Raw genomic sequence first — 21470 nt, 5'->3', positions numbered from 1 at the left:
GGTCAGTCAGTAACATTGATTCAGCTGCAAGATATTCGCGAGCAGGCTCGCTCCCACAGGGAATGCATTTCAAGGTGGGAGCGAGCCTGCTCGCGAAAGCGGCCTGAATAGCGACACGGATCTCCAAATCAGCCGTACGGAAGCCTGTTATGCGTTGCCTGTTGTTCGCCTGTCTGTTGCTCGGTTCCCTGCCCGCCTTCGCCGTTGATCGCTTTCAGGTCGAAGGCTACGCGCTGCCCAACGGTTTGCAGCTGTTGCTCAAACCCGGCACTGAACGCGGGCATGTGGCGATTCGTCTGGTGGTCGGCGTCGGCCTCGACGATTTCGATTGCGATGAAAAAGAGCTGCCGCACCTGCTCGAGCACCTGTTGTTCAGCGGCGTCGACGCCACTGGCGAAGGTGGCCTTGAGGAGCGCATGCAGGCGTTGGGCGGTGAGTGGAACGCGTTCACCAGCAACGCCGACACCACGTTCGTCATCGAAGCCCCGGCGAAGAATCAGCGCAAAGTGCTCGACCTGCTGCTCGGTCTGCTGACCCAGACCCGCATTGACGACAATGCGATCAACGCCGCCAAGCGCGTAGTCGAGCGCGAGGACGGCGGCCATTACACGCGTCTGCAACGTTTTCTCGACCGCCAGGACCTGGGCCACACCGCCAGCAATCAGCTGGCGGTGGAGCTGGGCCTGAAATGCCCGCAACGCGCCGAGGTCGGGCACCTGACCCAGCAGCAACTGGAGAAGGTGCGCAAGACCTGGTACGCGCCGAACAACATGACGCTGATCGTCGTCGGTGAACTCGACAAACTGCTGCCGGCCTATCTGGAACGCACTTGGGGCGCGCTCGAAGCGGTGGATCCGGCCGAGCACCGTGAGCTGCCGGACATCCGCACCAGCGCCGCCCATGAACGCACCCTCACCCGCGGCTTCATCGGCGACAGCGCCAAATTGCACTGGCTGGTGCCGGAGCCGATGCTCGACGATCAGTACGACGAGACCTTCGACATCCTCAAGGACTACCTCGACTGGGCACTGTACCGGCAGATTCGCCTGAATCACGGCTTGTCCTACGGGCCGTGGGCCGAGCGTGAAGTGTTCGGCGGGGTCGGTTTCATGAGCCTCAATGCCGATGTTGATCGCGATGATCTTGTCGAGGCCAAACAGGTGCTGGAAGACCTCAAGGCCGACCTGCTGAAAAACGGCCTCGACCCCGACACCTTCGCCCGGATCAAACAGGCCGCCATCGCCCATCAGGCCTGGGCGGTACAGGGCAACAGCGCCATGGCGGACTACTACTGGAGTGCGCTCGGCGATTACGAGGACGGACGCTTTGCCAACCCTGCCCGCGAGTTGCAAGGCGTGACCCTGGAAACGGCGAACAAGGCCATGCGCGAGTTGCTGTTGCAACCGGGGTATCTGCGGATCGAGAAGCCGTTGCTCAGTGATGATGAGGTGTTGTGGCTGATTGCCGGTGGTCTGGGCGTGGCGTTGCTGGTGCTGATAGGCTGGCGCTTGCATCGCCGGGAAAAACACAAAGCCGAAGGATGAGGAAATCCTGTGGCGAGGGAGCTTGCTCCCGCTGGGCTGCGCAGCAGCCCCAAAACCGACGGCTCAGTTAATTCAGAAACACCGTGCACCCAGGTTTTGCGACTGCTGCGCAGTCGAGCGGGAGCAAGCTCCCTCGCCACAGAAATAAGAGGTTTGCTGACCGGGAGCCTCGCCACGTCGCCCGGCGGACGGTACTCTGTCGAGGTTTTTTCCTACTCAGTCGTGAACCGCCACCATGCAGAAAATCCCCCTCCTGATCCAGCGCATTCTCGAACTGATGAAGCGCTATCCGGGGGTGATTGCGCTTGGCGGTTTCATCTCCGGGGTCGGCAGTTTCATTCTGGTCGATCGCCAGCAAGGGCTGGCGAGCTGGATCACCATCATCATGCTGCTCAGCTGGATCTGGCTGATGCTGGAAAACACCCTGACCGGGCTGTTCACGCGCATCTTCAAGCGGGAAATCCCCCAGCCACTGCTGCGCTACGCGACGCAGATGATCCACCAGGAAAGTCTGTTTTTCGTCCTGCCGTTCTTCTTCATCACGACTACGTGGAACAGCGGCCAACTGATCTTCACCGGCCTGCTGTGCATTGCCGCGCTGATCTCGATTGTCGATCCGCTCTACTACAAATGGCTGGCGCCACGGCGCTGGGCGTTTCTCGCGTTGCACACCCTGACCCTGTTCGCCGCCCTGCTCACTGCGCTGCCGGTGATCATGCACCTGACCACCGCACAGAGTTTCAAATGGGCACTGGGTACGGCGGTGGTGCTGTCGTTCCCGAGTCTGGCGTCGATCTTTCCGATCCGTACCGTGCGCAATGCGTTAGCCATTCTGTTCATCACCGTCGGCATCGGCGCGGTCGGCTGGACCCTGCGCTCGTGGGTGCCGCCGGCGACGCTGTGGATGACCGACGTGGCGATCAGCACGCAGTTGCAGGACCGCACGCCTGGCGCCAGCCTCGAGGAGGTCAGCGCCGAGCAGATCCGCAACGGCGGTCTCTACGCCTACACCGCAATCAACGCGCCGCGCGGGCTGGATGAACGCATCTACCATGTGTGGCAGTTCGACGGCCAGGAAGTCGATCGCATCGCCCTCGACATCCACGGCGGGCGCAAGGAAGGCTACCGCGCCTGGACCCACAAGCAGAACTTCCCCGGCAACCCGGTGGGCAAGTGGCAGGTGCGGGTGCTGACTGAAGACGGTCAGGTGATCGGCGTGCTGCGTTTCAAAGTGACAGACAGCACAGCGATCAAAGAAAAGTAATCCGGTTCGTGCTATTACGTTAGTTCGCTTAATAGCCGAACAAGCACGGAGCTTATGATCAGCAGCTCAATGAGCGGTAATGCCCAGCTGGACACGTCAATCAGCCCTGCCCGCCTGCGGGTTTCCGGGGACTGGACGCTTGCCCATTACGCCGACCTCAAGCACCTGACCGAACAACTGACCGGCCAGTACGACGCCAACACCGTGGTCGATCTCAACAGCCTCGGTGCCCTCGACACTGCAGGCGCTTCGTTGCTGGTGGAGCTGCTCGGTTCCGAGCGTCTGGGCCGCTCCGCCGAACATCCTGACTGCACGATTTCCCCGGCTGACCGCGCGCTGCTGCAAACGGTGTATCGCTCGCTGACCGACTTCTGTGTGCCGATCAGGGAGCCGGAAGTCAGCGTCAGCGTGCAACTGTTGACCCGCATCGGGCGCGCGGTGGAAACGGTCTGGCAGGACACCTTGCAAGTACTGGGTTTCATTGGCCTGATCCTCGAAACCATTGCCCGCAGCCTGCTTCGCCCCAAGCGCTGGCGCATCACCCCCGTCGTCGCCCACATCGAACAGACCGGCCTCGACGCCGCGCCGATCGTGGCGCTGCTGACCTTTCTGGTGGGCGCGGTGGTGGCGTTTCTCGGTGCCACGGTGCTGGCCAGTTTCGGTGCGACGATCTTTACCGTGGACTTGGTGGGCTTCTCCTTCCTGCGTGAGTTCGGTGTGCTGCTCACGGCAATCCTGATGGCCGGACGCACCGCCAGCGCGTTTACCGCGCAGATCGGTTCGATGAAGGCTAACGAAGAGATCGACGCAATCCGCACCCTCGGCCTCGATCCGATGGAGCTGCTGGTAGTGCCGCGGGTATTGGCGATGCTGGTGGCGCTGCCGATGCTGACGTTTCTGGCGATGCTCTGCGGGATCATTGGCGGCGGCGTGGTGTGCGCGGTGTCGCTGGGGATTTCGCCGGCGATGTTCCTCTCGCTGTTGCAAAGCGACATCGGCATTCAGCACTTTCTGGTTGGTCTGGTCAAAGCGCCGGTGTTTGCCTTCCTGATTGCAACCATTGGTTGCCTGGAAGGCTTCAAGGTCAGTGGCAGCGCCGAATCGGTCGGCGCGCACACCACGTCCGCCGTGGTGCAGTCGATTTTCGTGGTGATCGTGCTCGACGCGGTGGCTGCGCTGTTCTTCATGGAGATGGGCTGGTGAGTCGTTTACCCCGTGCGCCCTCGGAGGCGGTGATCGAAGTCCGTGGCCTGTGCAATCGCTTTGGCAGCCAGAGCGTGCACGAGAATCTCGATCTGGATCTGTACAAGGGCGAAATCCTCGCCGTGGTCGGCGGTTCCGGCAGCGGCAAATCGGTGCTGCTGCGCAGCATTGTCGGCCTGCGCCGGCCCAGCGAAGGCAACGTAAAGGTGTTCGGGCAGAACCTGCCGAGCCTGTCCGAGCATGAGCGCTCACTGGTCGAGCGGCGTTTCGGCGTGCTGTTCCAGAAAGGCGCGTTGTTTTCCTCGCTGACGGTGACCGAAAACGTCGCCCTGCCGCTGATCGAACACGCCGGTCTGAGCCGCAACGACGCTGAGCATCTGGCGGCGGTGAAGCTGGCGCTGGCCGGGCTGCCGCTGTCGGCGGCGGACAAATACCCGGCGTCGCTGTCCGGCGGGATGATCAAGCGCGCTGCGCTGGCCCGGGCGCTGGCGCTGGACCCGGACATCCTGTTTCTCGACGAACCCACCGCCGGCCTCGATCCGATTGGCGCGGCGCAGTTCGATCAACTGATCCTGACCCTGCGTGATGCGCTGGGCCTGAGCGTGTTTCTGGTGACCCACGACCTCGACACGCTCTACACCATCACCGACCGTGTGGCGGTGCTGGCGCAGAAGAAGGTACTGGTCGCCGGCCCGATCGACGTGGTCTCGGAAACCGATGACGCGTGGATTCACGAATACTTCCACGGCCCGCGTGGCCGCTCGGCGCTGGACGCCGCCAAATTGCTCAACGAGGTCTGACATGGAAACCCGAGCCCATCATGTGTTGATCGGCCTGTTCGCCGTAATTGTCGTGGCGGGCGCCCTGCTCTTCGGTCTGTGGCTGGCCAAGTCCAGCGTCGACAGCGAGTTCAAGGATTATGAAATCGTCTTCAATGAGGCGGTCAGCGGTCTGTCCAAGGGCAGCCCTGTGCAGTACAGCGGGATCAAGGTCGGTGACGTGGTCAGCCTGCGCCTCGACCCGAAAGACCCGCGCCGGGTGCTGGCGCGGATTCGTCTGGGTGGTGACACCCCGGTCAAGGAAGACACCCAGGCCAAACTGGCGCTGGCCGGGATCACCGGCACTTCGATCATCCAGCTCAGCGGCGGCACCCCAGAGAGTCCGAAACTACGCGGACACGACGGCGAATTGCCGACCATCGTCGCGGCGCCCTCGCCCATTTCCCGGCTGCTTAACGACAGCAACGACCTGATGACCGGCGTCACCGCCCTGTTGAACAATGCCAACCAGATGTTTTCTCCGGAGAACGTCGAGCGCGTCAGCAACACCCTGGCGCATCTGGAACAGACCACCGGTTCGATCAACGATCAGCGCGGCGACTTGCGTCAGGCCATGCAGCAACTGGCGAGCGTCGGCAAGCAAGCCGGCAGCATGCTCGAGCAAACCTCGGCGCTGATGCGCAACGCCAACGGCCTGCTCAACGATCAGGGCAAGCAGGCGCTGGGCAGTGCCGAGCAGGCGATGAAGTCGCTGGAGCAAAGCAGCGCCACCATCAACGGCCTGCTGAGCAAAAACCAGAACTCGCTCGACAACGGTATGCAGGGCCTCAATGGCCTGGCGCCGGCGATCCGCGAACTGCGCGAAACCCTGACTTCGCTGCGCGGCATTTCCCAACGCCTTGAGGCCAACCCCAGCGGCTACTTGCTGGGCAGTGACAAGAACAAGGAATTCACCCCATGAAGCTGACTCACTTCGCCTTCCTCGCCAGTTTTACCCTGCTCTCGGCGTGTTCGATCCTGCCCAAGGCCGAACCTTCGGATGTCTATCGCCTGCCCGCCGCGCAAGCGCCCGCCTCGGCCAGTTCGGCGGCGACCCAGCACTGGTCGCTGCGCCTGAACAAATTGCAGGCCAGCGAAGCGCTGAACCGGCCAAACATCGCGGTGATTCCACAGGGTGACGTGATCAGCAGCTACAAGGCCTCGCGCTGGAGCGATCCGGCGCCGGTGCTGGTGCGTAATCGGCTGCTCGATGGTTTTGCTCGCGATGGTCGGGTGACATTGCTCAGCACCGATGACAGCAACTTCGCTGCGGATCTGGAACTGGGCGGCAGCTTGCAGGCGTTTCAGACCGAGTATCAGGGCAACCAGGCCAGCGTCGTGGTGCGCGTCGATGCGTTGCTGGTGCGCGGCTATGACCAGAAGATTCTCGCCAGTCGGCGCTTTGAAGAGCGCCAACCGCTGAGCGATGTGCAGGTGCCGGCGGTGGTGGCAGGGTTTGGACAGGCCAGTGATCGGCTGACGGCCAAGGTTGTTGCGTGGGCTGTTCAGCAAGGCCAGCAATTGGCTCCAGTTAAACCCTGAAGTCGCCAGGATCGCAGCCTTCGGCAGCTCCTACAGGGTTATGCGTGCCTTTGTAGGAGCTGCCGAAGGCTGGGATCTTTTGCTTCAACCAAAGAACCAGTAGCACACGCCAATCGCGCCGAGCACACCGGCCAGTTCGGCCAGCAGCGCGCATCCAACGGCATGCCTTGCGCGCTGAATTCCCACCGCACCGAAATACACCGCCAGCACATAGAACGTGGTTTCGGTGCTGCCCTGAATTGTCGCCGCCACCAGCGCCGGGAAGCTGTCGACGCCGGAGGTCTTCATGGTCTCGATCAGCATCGCCCGTGCGGCGCTGCCGGAAAACGGTTTGACCATCGCCGTCGGCAACGCATCGACAAACCGCGTATCCCAACCGGCCCACTGCACCAGATGGCGGATGCCGTCCAGGCCAAAGTCCAGCGCTCCGGAAGCGCGCAGTACGCCAATCGCGCAGAGCATCGCCACCAGATACGGCAGCAGGTTCCTGGCGACGTCGAAGCCCTCCTTCGCGCCCTCGACAAATGCCTCGTAGACCTTGACCTTGCGTAATGCGCCGATCACCAGGAACAGCATGATCAGGCCGAACAGCGTCAGGTTGCCAAGGATCGACGACAGCCCGGCCAGCGCCGTGGCCGACATCGTCGCCAGCAGCGCCATGAAGCCGCCGAGGATCAGTGCGCCGGGAATCAGATAGGCCAGCACCACCGGGTCCCAGATACGCAGGCGCTGCATGAACGCCACCGAAAGGAAGCCGACGATGGTCGAGCAACTGGTCGCCAACAGGATCGGCAGAAACACCAGGGTCGGATCTGGTGCGCCTTGCTGGGCGCGGTACATGAAGATGGTCACTGGCAACAGGGTCAGCGATGAGGCGTTGAGCACCAGGAACAGGATCTGCGCGTTGCTGGCGATGGTCGCGCTGGGGTTGAGCTCCTGCAGCGCCTTCATGGCCTTGAGGCCGATCGGGGTGGCGGCGTTGTCCAGGCCCAGGCCGTTGGCGGCGAAGTTCAGGGTAATCAGACCGAGCGCCGGGTGACCGGCCGGGACTTCCGGCATCAGCCGCAGGAACAGCGGGCCCAGCACTTTCGCCAGCCACTCGACGATCCCGGCTTTTTCGGCGATGCGCAGAAAGCCCAGCCACAGGGTCAGCGTGCCGAACAGCAGCACCATGACCTCGACCGAGAGTTTGGCCATGGCGAAAATGCTTTCCACCATCGCCGCAAAAATCCCGGCGTTGCCGCCGACCAGCCACTGCACCAGCGCAGATATTGCTGCCACGACGAAGAAGCCAAGCCACAGGCCATTAAGCATCAGTCAAATCCCCCGGAAGATGCGGCGAATGATAGCGGGGTCGCCAGAAACGACAAACCCCGGATTGCGCCGGGGTTTGTCGGTAAGGCTTGCCTCAATCACCTGTAGGAGCTGCCGAAGGCTGCGATCTTTAAAAGCAAGATCAAAAGATCGCAGCCTGCGGCAGCTCCTACAGAGGTTCAGCGATCAGTTCTTGGAGATTTCACCAGCCGGCAGTTTTTCCTTGCTGCGCCAGTGCGGCAGGGAGTTCCAGTAGCGCTGGCCCTTGGCGTCGTCGTACATGCCTTCCCAACGTGCGATAACCAGTACCGCCAGGGCGTTGCCGATCACGTTCAGTGCGGTACGCGCCATGTCCATGATGCGGTCGACACCGGCGATGAACGCCAGGCCTTCCAGCGGGATACCGACACTGCCCAGCGTCGCCAGCAGCACCACAAAGGACACGCCTGGTACGCCGGCGATGCCTTTGGAAGTGACCATCAGGGTCAGCACCAGCAGCAGTTGCTGGCTGATCGACAGGTCGATGCCGTACAGCTGGGCAATGAAGATCGCGGCGATCGACTGGTACAGGGTCGAACCGTCGAGGTTGAACGAGTAACCGGTCGGGACCACGAAGGAGCAGATGGCTTTCGGTGCGCCATAGGCTTCCATCTTCTCGATGACGCGTGGCAGCACGGTTTCCGAGGAGGCGGTGGAGTAAGCCAAGACCAGCTCATCCTTGAAGATGCGCATCAGCTTGATCACCGAGAAGCCGAACAGCTTGGCGATCAGGCCCAGCACCACGAAAGCGAAGAAAGCGATGGCGACGTAAACCAGAATCACCAGCTTGGCCAGCGGCAGCAGCGAGGCGAAACCGAAGTTGGCCACGGTCACCGCGATCAGGGCGAAAACGCCGATCGGGGCGTAGTTCATGATCATGTGGGTGACTTTGAACATGCTTTCCGAGACGCCCTGGAACATCTTCACCAGCGGCTCGCGCAGGTCCGACTGCAGGCTCGACAGACCGAGACCGAACAGTACGGAGAAGAAAATGATCGGCAGCATTTCGCCGCGGGCCATGGCCGCGAAGATGTTCGACGGGATCAGGTTGAGGATGGTCTCGATGAACGCGTGTTCATGTTGTACTTCGGCGGCGGTCGCCTGGTACTTGGAGATATCCACGGTGCCCAGGGTGCTCATGTCGATGCCGGCACCCGGGTGGAACAGGTTGGCCAGCAGCAGGCCGACGATGATCGCGATGGTGGTGACGACTTCGAAGTAGATGATGGTCTTCAGGCCGATACGCCCGAGTTTCTTGGCGTCGCCCACGCCGGCGATGCCGACGATCAGGGAGGAGATGACGATCGGAATCACGATCATCTTGATCAGACGGATAAAGATATCGCCTGCCGGTTGCAGGACGTTGCTGATCCACCAGGCTTTTTCGGCACTGAAGTGGTTGAGCAACGCACCAATTGCAATCCCTAAAACCAGACCGATGAGGATCTGCCAGGCGAGGCTGAGTTTTGCCTTCTTCATTATCTTTACCCTTACTTGCGTTTGACTCAGGCACATGCAGCAACTGGAACGCTCTTTAGCGGAAAAGTCTGTGCATCTGCCTCCGTATAAGGTGCCCCGAAGCGCGTATTTACGGCTCTTCGGCAGGCGAAAAAAGGCGCAACTATTCCGATGCAAGGTTGCGCCGTCTAATGCCGTAAACGCCTACCCTATGCCGAATCGGCATGAGATTTTTTAAATGAAACTGGCGTCCCAAGCGGTTCGATTACGACATTTCAGCCGGTATAAGTGCCGTGAACCGGCCATTTCAGCTTAGGTTGGTTGTTTTTTGAACGAGTGAATTCATCGAAAAATTCAGGAAAAAGCCTACATTTGCAGACTAGAAGTCCCACAGTTTAAAGGGGCTCTTTCTCGATATACGGTCGCCAGGAAACACGGCGAAATGTTTTTCGCGCGCAGTCTGAACCATAAAAAGGCGAGCAGGACGCTCTGGATCAATGTTTTGTATCGCGCAAAGCTCAGCGCAAGTCCGTCGAACCACTGAGGGTCGGCGAACCTGCGTCGCAGCTTTTACCCTGACCCGGCCCTCGCGCAGGCACTCCCTGTACCCGTAGGTCACTCCGACCCTGCAACAGTCAGAACGTCCCGGCCCCTTGGTCATGCGCCAGCCTTCCTCGGGTAGGCGCAATAAAGGGCAGCGGGGCGCTGCCCTCATGTTCGAATCAATACCACTTCGGGTCTTTCTTCAGCGTTTCCATCAACAGGTTCTGCATACCCTCATCCGGTTTGCCGAGGAAGCGGTAGGTGACATGTCGCGTTGGCGACTTGTCGGCCGGCAGTCCTTCGGGAACATCGACGAGCATGGCATATGCATCTTTCTTGTCGAAGCTGAAAGCCACGATCAAGCGGTGGTTGAGGCACTTGTCTGCGGATTCACAGAGCGGGCCGACCAAGTACTTGTCGCCGTCTTCAGTCACGGCATTCATCTGCTGCTCTGGCGTACCGGACAGGTTCATCACCCATTCCGGGAGGCGTTCTTCATGCTTCACAACGCCTTGCCAGGTTTCCCGGTATTGCGGGTCGGAGCTGAGCAGCTCGTTGACCCGCGCCTGGCCATCATTGGCCGCGATCGCCATGGCACTACCGCCCAGAAGCAGGGCGGCTGCCAGTGTCTTTAACGCAATCATCGTTAACCTCGGCCGCGACGGCCAAAGAAGAAGGAAGCGATGAACATCACCAGGAACACGACAAAGAGAATCTTGGCGATACCCGTGGCGGTGCCCGCGATACCACCGAAGCCCAAGACGGCGGCGATGATGGCAATGATCAAGAATGTAATTGCCCAACTCAACATGGTGATTCTCCTTACTTCTCTATTTAGGGATATTGCGTGTCCTGGCGCCAGGCGCCCGAATTCGTTGGTTCGTCAGAAAACCCAGCGCTCTTCACGTGGAAGTTGATCCAGCGGCTGCGGCTGATCGACATCCATCATGCGCATCGAGGCGCTTTCGGCCTGACTGCTGCTGACGGCGCTGAAGTGCGTCTGCGTGCTGTGTTGAATCGAGATCAGCGGCTCAGGCTTCTGGCTGTTTTCCCAGCTCAGGTATTGCTGGCAGGCGATCAGGGTGATCAACAGTGCAAGCACGCCAAACAGGCCTTGCTGGATATGCAGTGGCGAGATACGCACTTGGGCGGCACGTTGGCGAGTCATCCTGGGTTCCTCACTCTTATTCGGTTGGGGCAGTGGAATCTGCCCGGGCTGAATGAGTAATTGCAGGCTGCATGCCAGGTTTTTAGTTGAAAAATATCCAATAAAATCAATGGTTTGCGAGTGAGTGAAATTCAGCGACGGACGCATCCTGCACGATGGGGCGTCTACGGTCGTGCGGAATGCACGATTATTTCGTAGGAGATTTCATTCTTATGGAATTGAGAGCACGTCCTGGATGTCAGAAATGTACGCGGGGTTACCCCTGCGAATCGGTGATTGTTTAAAAACTCAACAAAATCAATGGATTGGCCGTTATGGCAGGAGAGAGCTACCCTCCTATGGCTCGCATCGTTCAGAATCAACCATGCAACTTGCCCGATTTTTCCGGGACTAACCCAAGATCAATCACTATGGAGCGTAGGAAAAATGGAATCTGCCACTGAGCATCAAGGCCGCATTCTGCTGGTGGACGATGAGTCCGCCATCCTGCGAACCTTTCGTTACTGCCTCGAAGACGAAGGTTACACAGTGGCCACCGCCAACAGCGCGGTTCAGGCCGAGGCATTGTTGCAACGTCAGGTGTTTGACCTGTGCTTCCTTGATTTGCGTCTGGGTGAAGACAACGGTCTCGACGTACTGGCACAGATGCGCATTCAGGCGCCATGGATGCGCGTGGTCATTGTCACCGCCCACTCGGCGGTTGATACCGCGGTGGACGCGATCCAGGCGGGCGCCGCCGATTATCTGGTCAAACCGTGCAGCCCCGACCAGTTGCGCCTGGCCACCGCCAAGCAACTGGAAGTGCGTCAGCTCTCGGCGCGTCTGGAAGCTCTCGAAGGCGAGATCCGCAAACCCAAGGACGGCCTCGACTCCCACAGCCCGGCGATGAAAGTCGTGCTGGAAACTGCGCGGCAGGTCGCCGGTACCGACGCCAACATCCTCATTCTCGGCGAATCCGGCACGGGTAAGGGCGAACTGGCCCGGGCCATTCATGGCTGGAGCAAGCGCGAGAAAAAATCCTGCGTGACCATCAACTGCCCGTCGTTGACTGCGGAACTGATGGAGAGCGAGCTGTTCGGCCACAGTCGCGGTGCGTTTACCGGCGCCAGTGAGAGCACCTTGGGTCGGGTCAATCAGGCGGACGGCGGCACGCTGTTTCTCGACGAGATCGGCGATTTTCCATTGACGTTGCAACCGAAGTTGCTGCGTTTCATTCAGGACAAGGAATACGAGCGGGTAGGGGATCCGGTGACCCGCCGCGCCGATGTACGGATTCTTGCCGCGACCAACCTCAATCTTGAGGACATGGTGCGCGACGGGCGCTTCCGTGAAGACCTGCTTTATCGCCTCAATGTGATCACCCTGCATCTGCCGCCATTGCGCGAACGTGCCGAGGACATCCTGACCCTGGCCGACCGCTTCCTCGCGCGCTTCGTCAAAGAGTACGCGCGCCCGGCACGGGGCTTTAGTGACGAGGCGCGCGAAGCGCTGTTGGGTTATCGCTGGCCGGGCAACATCCGAGAGCTGCGTAACGTGGTGGAACGGGCCAGCATTATATGCCCGCAGGAACGCGTGGAAATCAGCCACCTCGGCATGGCCGAGCAACCGGCGAACAACGCACCGCGAGTCGGTGCCGCGCTGAGCCTCGATGAACTGGAAAAAGCCCACATCGGCGCGGTGCTGGCAACGGCAGGCACCCTTGATCAGGCGGCGAAAACCTTGGGCATCGACGCGTCGACCCTGTATCGCAAGCGCAAGCAGTACAACCTGTGAGCGCCCGACGATGAAACTGGCGATGAAGTTGCGCACTCGCTTGTTTCTGAGCATCTCTGCGCTGATCACGGTCGCCTTGCTCGGGCTGTTGCTCGGGCTGGTCAGCGTGATGCAGATGGCCGGTACTCAGGAAGCAACGATCCGCAGCAACTTCGTGACCCTCGACCTGGGACTCAAACTGCGCCAGACCCTCGGCGATCAACTGGTGCTGATGCTGGCCGAAAAGCCCGACCCCGTCGCGTTCGAAGCGTCAAAGCAGCATTACCTGCAATTGCTGAATGAAGGCATTTCCCAAGAGGCAGAGGGCGATGGCCGACAGTACGGGTTTACCCAGGCCAAGGCTGACTACCTGAGTTTTCTCCAGGCGTTCGAGATGTCGCGTGATCCGGGCAATGTGCTCAGTGGCAACAGCGACCTCAGGGAACGCTTCAACACCTTGCGCAACGGTTTGATTACCGAGCACAAGCACGCACTGGACAACATCAACGCAGTGCAGCATGACGCCCGGGAAAGGGCACTGCTGGTTTCCGGTCTGCTCGGGCTGGTGGGATTGGCGGTGCTGATTATCGGCTTCGTCACCGCGCACGCCATTGCCCGGCGTTTTGGCGCGCCCATCGAGGCGCTGGCCAAGGCGGCGGACAACATCGGCCAAGGCAATTTCGAAGTGACGCTGCCGATTTCCTCGGCGATGGAAATGAACCAGCTGACCAAGCGCTTCGGGCTGATGGCCGAGGCGCTGCGCGAGCATCAGGCGACTAACGTGGACGAATTGCTGGCCGGTCAGCAACGCCTGCAGGCGGTGCTCGACAGCATCGACGACGGCTTGTTGATGATCGACCGTGAAGGGCATCTGGAGCACCTCAATCCAGTGGCTCAGCGTCAGTTGGGTTGGGACAGTGACCGTCTCGGTCAAGGCCTGGGCACTGCGCTCGAGCGCCCGGAGCTCGACGCGCAACTGCAACTGGTGCTGCGCGGCGGCACCCTTGAGCGCGCCCCGGAAGATTTGAGCATTGAAGTCGATGGCGAATCGCGCTTGCTGACCTACAGTTTGACCCCGGTCAGTCACATCCAGGGGCATATTCTGGGGGCGGTGATGGTGCTGCACGATGTCACCGAGCAACGCGCCTTCGAGCGCGTGCGCAGCGAGTTCGTGCTGCGCGCCTCCCATGAACTGCGGACGCCGGTCACCGGCATGCACATGGCGTTCGGCCTGTTTCGCGAACGTGCGAAGTTCCCCCCGGAGTCACGCGAGGCGGACCTGCTCGACACGGTCAACGAAGAGATGCAGCGCTTGATGCAGTTGATCAACGACTTGCTCAACTTCTCGCGCTATCAGAACGGCTTGCAGAAACTCACCCTGGCGCCGTGCTCCATCGAAGATTTGCTGGAGCAGGCGCAGTCGCGCTTCGCCGATTGCGCTGCGGGCAAAGGCATTGCCCTGAGCGTCGAAGTGCAAGGGCCGTTACCGCGTCTGCAGGCCGATCAGGCACAGCTTGAGCGGGTGCTCGACAACCTGATCGACAACGCTCTGCGCCATACCGCCCGCGACGGCCAGATTCGCCTGCAGGCGCGGCGGCATGGCGAACGGGTGATCATCAGCGTCGAAGACAACGGCGAAGGCATTGCCTACGGTCAGCAGGGGCGGATATTCGAGCCGTTCGTGCAGGTCGGGCGCAAGAAGGGTGGCGCCGGGCTGGGTCTGGCGCTGTGCAAGGAAATCGTCCAGCTGCATGGCGGGCGGATGGGCGTCTATTCGCGGCCGGGGCAGGGCACGCAGTTCTACATGGCGCTGGCGGTCTAGGCTTCGTCGTCCAGGCGGCGCCCGGTGAGGCGCCGCCCACGGGTGATCAGTTCGATGAACTGCACCGCACTCAGGGCCTGGGCGAACAGCCAGCCCTGACCGAACTTGACCCCCTCACTGCTGAGAAACACGGCTTGCGCTTCGTGCTCGATGCCTTCGGCAATTACCTTCAACTCCAGAGCCTGCGCCATGTGAATGATGTGCGGCGCAACGCCGCTGCTGGCCGCATCATGGCCGAGCGCGTCGATGAAGGCCTTGTCGATCTTCAGGCAATCCACTGGCAGCGTCTGCAGGTAGGCGAGGCTGCAATAACCGGTACCGAAATCATCGATCAGCACCTGATGGCCGACATCGCGCAAGGCTTGCAGGTTCTCCCGCGCCACCACCACGTCGATCAGTCCGCGCTCGGTGACTTCAAAGGCTATCTGTCGCGCGGCGACCCGGTGCAGCGTCAGCAGCCTGGCCATGACCTGGCCGATGCGCGGCACCATCACGTCGCAGGCGGCGAGGTTGACCGAAATGTACAGCTGCGGATTGGCGCGCAGCACCGGTCCCAGTTGTTCCAGCAGCCGTTGCAGGACAAAGTCTGTCATCTGACGGATCTGCCCGGTGTTTTCCGCCAATGGAATGAACAGATCGGGACTGGTCAGCGTGCCGTCCGGGCGACGCCAGCGCAGCAGGGCTTCGGCGCCTACGCAATTGCGGCTATCGAGATCGAAGATCGGCTGATACAACACTTGCAGCTCGCCACGTCGAATGGCGCCCTGGAGTTCGGCGTCCAGTGACTGGCGCTGGCGCACCAGCAAAAACACAAAGAACCCGACAAACGCCCCCAGCAGCAGGCAGATCGGCACCATCCACCACCAGACGCTGGGAATATGCATGCCGCTGCGCGGGGTGATCAGCACCAACTGGTATTCCGGATTGTTGGTTGGCATGCGGTAGATCAGCCGTGACTGGGTGACTTGCAGGGGCGCGCGGCTTTTGGGTGGCCACGCTTCGGTTGGTGGCCACGTCTGCGCGGTGCCCAGTACCGGAATCGCCCGTTTGCCGTGGTCCAGCACCACCAGCAGGCTGCTGTCCGGCGGCAGGTCGACCATGTCGGTCAAATGCCCGCGTGATGTCGCCACGCGAAAATTGCCGCGCCCGAGCATCAGCGCCGCGCGGTTTTCATCCGGTTCGGTGGTAGTGTTGAGCCAGTAGCTGTAGGTCGGTCCTTTGATATCCGGTGTGCGAACCACCGACAGTCCTTCCTGACGGGGCCGATTGGAGCATATCCGCGCACCATCCATGTAGGCCGCTTCATAGACGAAGCGATAGTTGAAGGTGACTTGTTGCAGGGTTGCGATCATTTCCTCGTCGCAACTGCGCAGCGGCTGCGCTTCGAGGTCATCGAGACTTTCGCGCAGTTGTCCGAACAACTGTTCGAGCCGGGCCAGAAAGCGCTCGCCCTGGGTGTTCATTTCCTGGCTTTCGTTCTGTTCGATCTGGCGCATGGCGACGAACATTCCGCCGGCTATCAACAATGCAGCACTGAAGACAGCCGCGATCATCGCCAAAAACCACGGGCGATAAAACCAGCTACGCAGCGTCGCTCGGGTAGCAACCATCATGGAATATCCGAAGAATTACCAATGAGTTATAGCTGCTGATTACGCTTTCGCCCTGACCGTCGGGCGGGCGTCATTATTTTGTCTGATTGAGGACCTGCAACAACGCTGCTGTTTGCGCGTCCGGTGTACCGTCGAAGCGTGAAGGGCGAAAGTGCATCTGGAACGCTGCCAGGACATGGCGAGTCGCGACGTCCAGCTCGCCGGTCTGCGGGGTGTCGTAACCGACGCGCGCCAGTTGTTCCTGGAACCAGCTGATGCTTGGCAGTTCGACGTTGAACTGCACTTGCTGCCGGGCCACCGCTTGTTCATTGGGCCATACGCCCAGGCCTTCGGCGGCCAGGCGTTTCCATGGGAACAAGGGACCCGGGTCGAGTTTGCGCAGGGGCGCGATGTCGCTGTGGCCAATGATATGGCGCGGGCTGATGCCCTGGCGCTGGCTGATGTCCTTGAGCAGAACGATCAGCGATTGAATCTGCGCTTCGCTGTACGGGTACCAGAGGCGCCCGGTCGGCGTGTCCTTGAAGCCCGGATTGACGATTTCGATGCCGATCGAGCTGGAGTTTAGCCAGGTACGGCCCTGCCACTGGCTCTCGCCGGCGTGCCAGGCGCGCTGGTTTTCATCCATCAGTTTGTAGATGGTGCCGCCCTTGTCGTCGCCGATCAGATAGTGGCTGCTGACTTCGCCGTGGGTCAGCAGTTGCAGCGAGCGGGCGAGGGAAGCGGAGGTGTAGTGCACGATCACGAACTGCACGCGGCTGTCGTGATTGGCCGAAGGGTGGCTGGTGTCATAACGCGGGCCGCTGGCACAACCGGCCAGAACGAGCAGCGACGCGAGGAGGGTAAAAAATTTCATGGCAGAAGGCAGTACGCGCAAGACAATAATGCAACAGTGTAACGTACTGCCTTGCGTATCGACGCCTGACGGGCTGATTTAAACAAAATGGAACAACTTGCTCAGCCCAGTTCGACCCGGTTACGTCCGCCGTTTTTCGCTCGGTACAACGCCTGATCGGCTCTTTTAAGCACCAGATCGCTGTGTTCTCCCGGCTTGAACGACGCCAGTCCCATGGAAATGGTGATCGTCACTCGTTCACCCTTGAAGTGAAACGGGCACGCTTCGATGGCCGCCCGCAGGGTTTCCAGCAATTTGGCGCCGACGGCCGGCGTGGTGGCTGGCAGCAGCAAAACGAATTCCTCTCCGCCGAAACGAGCAATGAAATCCGCCCCACGCAGACGTTTGCGCAGCACCGTGGCGATGATTTTCAATACCTTGTCGCCCGCCAGATGGCCGTAGTTGTCGTTGATGCGCTTGAAATGATCAAGGTCGAGCATCGCCAGGCTCAAGGTGTTGCCGTGTTGTTGCCATTGCCTGATCTCGTGTTCCAGCCGTTCGCTCCAGGCAGCGCGGTTGGGCAGGCCGGTCAACGGGTCGATCAGGGCTTTCTGTCGCTGTTCTTCCAGATGTTCGCGAAAGCCCAGGGCTTCCTGCTCCATGTGCGCCACACGTTCGGCCAGGCCTTTGAGACGTGCCGCCACTTCCTGCTCGCGGGCATCGCGTTGTTGCTGATGCTGATCCATGGTACCGAGCAGGCCTTCGAGATGGTTCTCCAGCACTCGCTTCAGATCATCCAGATCAGCCGCTTCCTGCACGCTGGTTTGCAAGCCGTCGACTTGCTCGCGAATCTGCGTGTCCATCGCCCGGGCTGCCGAGCTGTTGTCGGCATGGCCCTCGCTGGCGGCCTGCAAATTGCTCTGGAATGCTTCGAGGCGTTCGTTGAGCCGCTGCAGATAGGCTTCGAATTCGTGTTGGCCGCTGTCGGTGATTGCCAGCATCAAGGTGGCAAGGTCGTCGAGAATGGGCAGGAGTTCGTACCAGTTCAGGCCATTTTTCAAGCGATCACGCATGGCCTCGGCTTGCGGGCGATGGCGCTCTGGCAAGGTTAGGTCGTCGAGCAGCCCGATCAGCGTGTCTTCGATGTGTTTGGCCACCGAGCTGTAGGAAGGCTCCGGCGAATCGGGCAGGGCGTAGAGAATGTCTTGCTCGGGCTGCTCCGGATCGATGGCAGCCAAGGCTTGGGCAATCGGGGCGGGCAGGGGCAGGCTGTCGAGGAGCAAGGGGGCCGGGGCGTCGCCCGGGTGGATCAACTCGTCAGGGTTGATCGCCGCAGTGAGGGCTGGTGGCGCAAGCGGCAGGGCCAAAGGTTCGAGGGGCGGTTTGAGTTCAGGCAGTGGTTCGGGCACCGTCTCGATGGCAATGACCGGCGGCACAAACGAAAGCACAGGCGATTCGGCCTGCGGTTGCGCTGCAGGTGCCTGTTGAGGGCCTGCCTCTGGCGGTTGCAATAGAGGCGCGGCGCTGACCGGTGCCGGAGTCGGTTCGCCTGTTGGCGTCTGTGCGGGCTCGACATCAGGTTCAGTGTTGACTGAGGGCGGCGCTGGTATTGGCGCAGGCGCTTGAGCTTGCTCCGGGCCCTGCGTCCCTGGCGTTTCTTCGGTTTCGCGATTGCCAAACAGGCGTTGCAGAAGGCCCGGGCGTTCTGGCGCGGGTGGGGTTTCCAGCTGGCTCAACGCTTTGCCCTGCAAACCGCTGAGTTCACTCAGCAGCAGCGGCATTTCCCGCGCCTGGCCGACCCGACTGTCCAGTTGCTTGGCGAATTTCTTCAGCGGCTGGGCGACTTCCCGCGGCAGCGGCAACGCTTGCAGTTGGGTAACCAGCGCGGTCAACGCGGTGCTGACCTGATCAATGCGGGTTTCGCGGCGCTGCTCGGAGTCGAGTACGGCTTTCTCCAGGCGCGGCAGCAGGGCGGCGAGACCGGCATCCATGTCGTCGGTGCGCACCACGTCGCGCATCTCTTTCATGCACTGATCAACAACCTTGTCGGTGCCTTCAGCGGCCAGCGTGCTGCGTACCAGACCGCGGCGCAGCAAGTCGAGCCGGGCGGCCCAGCGCCGTTCGAGCTTGTCCTGCTGTTCGATACTTTTGAGGTACTTCTCTTTCCAGCGCTGGGCGTCGTCGCTCATTCAGGGGTTCCGCGAGGGGCAGGACTCAACGCGGGCAATGCATCGGCCGTGAGCGAACCCGGCAGACGAATCTCTACCGCGACCGGCAGGTGATCGGAAATGGGTTGGGCCAGCACTTCGACCTTTTCCAGGGTCAGGGTCGGGCTGAGCAAAATATGATCCAGGCAACGCTGCGGCCGCCAGCTGGGAAACGTGGCTTGCATCTGCGGGGCCAGCAGGCCGAGATCGCGTAACGGTGACTGTTGTAGCAGATCGCTGGCGTGGGTGTTCATGTCGCCCATCAATACCTGGTGCTTGTAGCCACCGATCAGGTCCCGAATGTAGGCCAGTTGCAGGCTGCGCACCCGGGCGCCGAGGGCCAGGTGCATCATCACCACCACCAGCGCTTCCGGGCCTTCGCCAAAGCGCAGCAGGATTGCGCCGCGACCTTTCGGGCCCGGCAGCGGATGGTCTTCGATCGCCCACGGTTTCAGTCGACTGAGCACGCCATTGCTGTGCTGGGCCAGCCGGCCGAGGTTGCGATTGAGTTGTTGATACCAGTAAGGGAAGGCGCCGAGGTGGGCCAGGTGTTCGACCTGATTGACGTAGCCTGAGCGCAGGCTGCCGCCATCGGCTTCCTGCAGGGCGACCAGGTCGAAGTCGCCAAGCAGGTCGCCGATCTTCTGCAGATTGCCTGAGCGCCCGGTGTGCGGCAGCAGGTGCTGCCAGCTGCGGGTCAGGTAATGCCGATAGCGTTCGGTGCTGATGCCGACCTGGATGTTGAAGCTGAGCAAGCGCAGACGATGGTCTGCGGGCAGGCCCGTGGACTCCAGGTGATGCTCGTTGACCTGCGGATCATGCAGGCCAACGATGCGTTCGGTGCCCCAGCGGCGCATGGCAATGACCGCGCTTAGTTGGCAGCTGCCTTGTTGGCCGCTCGCTCTTTGGCGACCAGTTGATCAGCCAGCTTCAAGGCTTCTTCGGCACCACCGGCAGAGCCGATGTCGAAGCGGTATTTGCCGTTGACGATCATGGTTGGCACGCCAGTGATTTCATATTTCTTGGCCAGCTCACGCGCCTTGACGATCTGCCCCTTGATCGCGAACGAGTCAAAGGTGGCGAGGAACTTGTCCTTGTCCACGCCTTGTGTGGCGAGGAAGTCAGCCATGTCGTTCTTGTCGGTCAGCTTCTTGTGTTGTTTCTGAATTGCTTCGAAAACCGCAGCGTGAACCTTGTGCTCGACGCCCATTGCTTCCAGGGTCAGGAACATTTGACCGTGAGCATCCCACGGGCCGCCGAACATGGCAGGAATGCGTACGAAGTTGACGTCGGACGGCAGTTTTTCAACCCAGGGATTGATCACCGGCTCGAACGCGTAGCAATGCGGGCAGCCGTACCAGAACAGCTCCACGACTTCGATCTTGCCAGGCTCTGCCACTGGCACCGGGTTGGCCAGTTCGACATAAGGGGCAGCGGGTGCTTCGGCGGCCTGGGCGGTCACGCCGAACAGGCTGGCAGCGACGAGAGCGGCGCTGATGATCAGATTACGCATGCTTTACTCCTGGACAATTTTGGTCGCCTCGCGCGACCTGTTTTCAGACAGATCCTGGCGGGCATGAGTTCTGTAGTGTAACGGCAGCGGCCACAAAAAAGGGCGGCCAAAGCCACCCTTTTTATACTTGCTGCGACGGATTAATCGAGCGTTAACGTTGCAGGAGATGTCCATCACCGGTAACGCTCGATGCAGGGCGGTTAGTGCAGGCCCTGAATGTAGCTGGCGACCGCAGCAATGTCTTCGTCGCTGAGTTTGCGTGCGATGGTGCGCATCGGCATGGAATCGCCGTCGTTGGCGCGACCGCCTTCTTCCTTGCGGAAGTCGGTCAGCTGTTTGGCGATGTATTGAGCGTGTTGGCCTCCCAGGTGCGGGAAGCCGGCGGCGGCATTGCCGGCACCGTTCGGCGAGTGGCAGCCGGTGCAGGCTGGCAGGCCTTTGTCCAGGTTGCCGCCACGGAACAGGGCTTCACCACGGGCGACGATTTTTGGATCGGCGGCGCCGACGCTGCCCTTCTGACTGGCAAAGTAAGCGGCAATATCGGCCAGGTCCTGATCGCTCAGGTTGGTCAGCAGGCCGGTCATTTCCAGAACCTGGCGTTTGCCCGACTTGATGTCATGCAACTGCTTGTCGAGGTAACGTTCACCTTGACCGGCCAGTTTCGGGAAGTTGGGTGCCATGCTGTTCCCGTCCGGGCCATGGCAGGCTCCGCACACGGCAGCTTTTGCCTGGCCGGCTGCTGCATCACCTGCAGCATGGGCGATGCCGGAGATTCCCACGGTCAACAGCAGACTCACGATCAATTTGTTCATCAGCTAATCCAACTACGGCTAAGGGT

The 21470-nt window shown here is 60.9% G+C and carries 19 protein-coding genes; 8 read left to right on the top strand and 11 right to left on the bottom strand.

What is annotated here, in order from left to right; translation table 11 throughout:
- Window positions 1–149: 149 nt before the first annotated feature.
- The 6 genes from KVQ82_RS30425 to KVQ82_RS30400 all read left to right on the top strand — a co-directional run bounded on the left by KVQ82_RS30425 (window position 150) and on the right by KVQ82_RS30400 (window position 6371).
- Window positions 150–1544 (top strand): pitrilysin family protein, encoded by a 1395-nt coding sequence (locus KVQ82_RS30425; RefSeq protein ID WP_222017477.1) that lies wholly within the window; start codon window positions 150–152, stop codon window positions 1542–1544.
- A 235-nt stretch (window positions 1545–1779) separates the two neighbouring features.
- The gene (locus tag KVQ82_RS30420; RefSeq protein ID WP_222017476.1) at window positions 1780–2808 is read left to right on the top strand and encodes a DUF5924 family protein; all 1029 of its coding nucleotides are present in this window, start codon (window positions 1780–1782) and stop codon (window positions 2806–2808) included.
- A 54-nt stretch (window positions 2809–2862) separates the two neighbouring features.
- A complete protein-coding gene (locus tag KVQ82_RS30415; RefSeq protein ID WP_222017475.1) occupies window positions 2863–4011 on the top strand; it encodes an ABC transporter permease in 1149 nt (382 codons plus the stop codon).
- Window positions 4008–4811: an ABC transporter ATP-binding protein gene (locus tag KVQ82_RS30410; protein ID WP_041073657.1), complete on the top strand. Its 804-nt coding sequence runs from the start codon at window positions 4008–4010 to the stop codon at window positions 4809–4811. The genes KVQ82_RS30415 and KVQ82_RS30410 overlap by 4 nt, the downstream gene beginning before the upstream one ends.
- A gap of 1 nt (window position 4812) precedes the next feature.
- The gene (locus KVQ82_RS30405) at window positions 4813–5751 is read left to right on the top strand and encodes an MlaD family protein (RefSeq protein ID WP_041073659.1); all 939 of its coding nucleotides are present in this window, start codon (window positions 4813–4815) and stop codon (window positions 5749–5751) included.
- Entirely contained in the window at window positions 5748–6371 is a 624-nt protein-coding gene (locus KVQ82_RS30400) for an ABC-type transport auxiliary lipoprotein family protein (RefSeq protein WP_222017474.1), read from the top strand. Before KVQ82_RS30405 ends, KVQ82_RS30400 begins: the two co-directional genes overlap by 4 nt.
- An 84-nt stretch (window positions 6372–6455) precedes the next feature.
- On the opposite strand, the gene KVQ82_RS30395 is transcribed toward KVQ82_RS30400, so the two are convergent.
- The 5 genes from KVQ82_RS30395 to KVQ82_RS30375 all read right to left on the bottom strand — a co-directional run bounded on the left by KVQ82_RS30395 (window position 6456) and on the right by KVQ82_RS30375 (window position 10893).
- Entirely contained in the window at window positions 6456–7685 is a 1230-nt protein-coding gene (locus tag KVQ82_RS30395) for a nucleoside recognition domain-containing protein (protein ID WP_108181256.1), read from the bottom strand.
- A gap of 186 nt (window positions 7686–7871) precedes the next feature.
- Window positions 7872–9203 (bottom strand): glutamate/aspartate:proton symporter GltP, encoded by a 1332-nt coding sequence (gltP, locus tag KVQ82_RS30390; RefSeq protein WP_047297447.1) that lies wholly within the window; start codon window positions 9201–9203, stop codon window positions 7872–7874.
- A 701-nt stretch (window positions 9204–9904) separates the two neighbouring features.
- A complete protein-coding gene (locus tag KVQ82_RS30385; RefSeq protein ID WP_222017473.1) occupies window positions 9905–10369 on the bottom strand; it encodes an inhibitor of vertebrate lysozyme family protein in 465 nt (154 codons plus the stop codon).
- A gap of 2 nt (window positions 10370–10371) precedes the next feature.
- Complete coding sequence (locus KVQ82_RS30380) at window positions 10372–10536, bottom strand: DUF1328 domain-containing protein (RefSeq protein ID WP_003177151.1); 165 nt, start codon at window positions 10534–10536, stop codon at window positions 10372–10374.
- A gap of 72 nt (window positions 10537–10608) precedes the next feature.
- Complete coding sequence (locus KVQ82_RS30375) at window positions 10609–10893, bottom strand: hypothetical protein (RefSeq protein ID WP_047297449.1); 285 nt, start codon at window positions 10891–10893, stop codon at window positions 10609–10611.
- 426 nt (window positions 10894–11319) lie between these two features.
- Here KVQ82_RS30375 and algB point away from each other — a divergent pair, with 426 nt between their 5' ends.
- Window positions 11320–12666, top strand: coding sequence for a sigma-54-dependent response regulator transcription factor AlgB (algB, locus tag KVQ82_RS30370; RefSeq protein WP_222017472.1), 1347 nt, complete (start codon window positions 11320–11322; stop codon window positions 12664–12666).
- 10 nt (window positions 12667–12676) lie between these two features.
- On the top strand, window positions 12677–14467 hold the full coding sequence (locus KVQ82_RS30365) for a KinB sensor domain-containing domain (protein WP_222017471.1): 1791 nt from the start codon (window positions 12677–12679) through the stop codon (window positions 14465–14467).
- Here the strand turns inward: KVQ82_RS30365 and KVQ82_RS30360 are convergent.
- The 6 genes from KVQ82_RS30360 to KVQ82_RS30335 all read right to left on the bottom strand — a co-directional run bounded on the left by KVQ82_RS30360 (window position 14464) and on the right by KVQ82_RS30335 (window position 21444).
- Window positions 14464–16077 carry an EAL domain-containing protein gene (locus tag KVQ82_RS30360; RefSeq protein ID WP_222019467.1) on the bottom strand — a complete coding sequence of 538 codons (1614 nt, stop codon included), beginning with the start codon at window positions 16075–16077 and terminating at the stop codon, window positions 14464–14466. The genes KVQ82_RS30365 and KVQ82_RS30360 overlap by 4 nt on opposite strands.
- A 76-nt stretch (window positions 16078–16153) precedes the next feature.
- Window positions 16154–16933, bottom strand: a complete 780-nt coding sequence (locus KVQ82_RS30355) for an N-acetylmuramoyl-L-alanine amidase (protein ID WP_222017470.1) — start codon at window positions 16931–16933, stop codon at window positions 16154–16156.
- 101 nt (window positions 16934–17034) lie between these two features.
- Window positions 17035–19101, bottom strand: a complete 2067-nt coding sequence (locus KVQ82_RS30350) for a GGDEF domain-containing protein (protein ID WP_222017469.1) — start codon at window positions 19099–19101, stop codon at window positions 17035–17037.
- Window positions 19098–19976, bottom strand: a complete 879-nt coding sequence (locus KVQ82_RS30345; RefSeq protein ID WP_047297455.1) for an endonuclease/exonuclease/phosphatase family protein — start codon at window positions 19974–19976, stop codon at window positions 19098–19100. The genes KVQ82_RS30350 and KVQ82_RS30345 overlap by 4 nt, the downstream gene beginning before the upstream one ends.
- A 14-nt stretch (window positions 19977–19990) precedes the next feature.
- Window positions 19991–20632 carry a thiol:disulfide interchange protein DsbA/DsbL gene (locus tag KVQ82_RS30340; protein ID WP_222017468.1) on the bottom strand — a complete coding sequence of 214 codons (642 nt, stop codon included), beginning with the start codon at window positions 20630–20632 and terminating at the stop codon, window positions 19991–19993.
- A 200-nt stretch (window positions 20633–20832) separates the two neighbouring features.
- Complete coding sequence (locus tag KVQ82_RS30335) at window positions 20833–21444, bottom strand: cytochrome c (protein ID WP_041073681.1); 612 nt, start codon at window positions 21442–21444, stop codon at window positions 20833–20835.
- Window positions 21445–21470 lie beyond the last annotated feature (26 nt).

Origin of the sequence: Pseudomonas sp. AO-1, from assembly GCF_019775695.1 — a bacterium.
Classification (GTDB): Bacteria; Pseudomonadota; Gammaproteobacteria; order Pseudomonadales; family Pseudomonadaceae; genus Aquipseudomonas; species Aquipseudomonas parakoreensis.
Note: the sequence above shows the minus strand (reverse complement) of the source record. Positions and strands in the feature narration are given on the sequence as shown.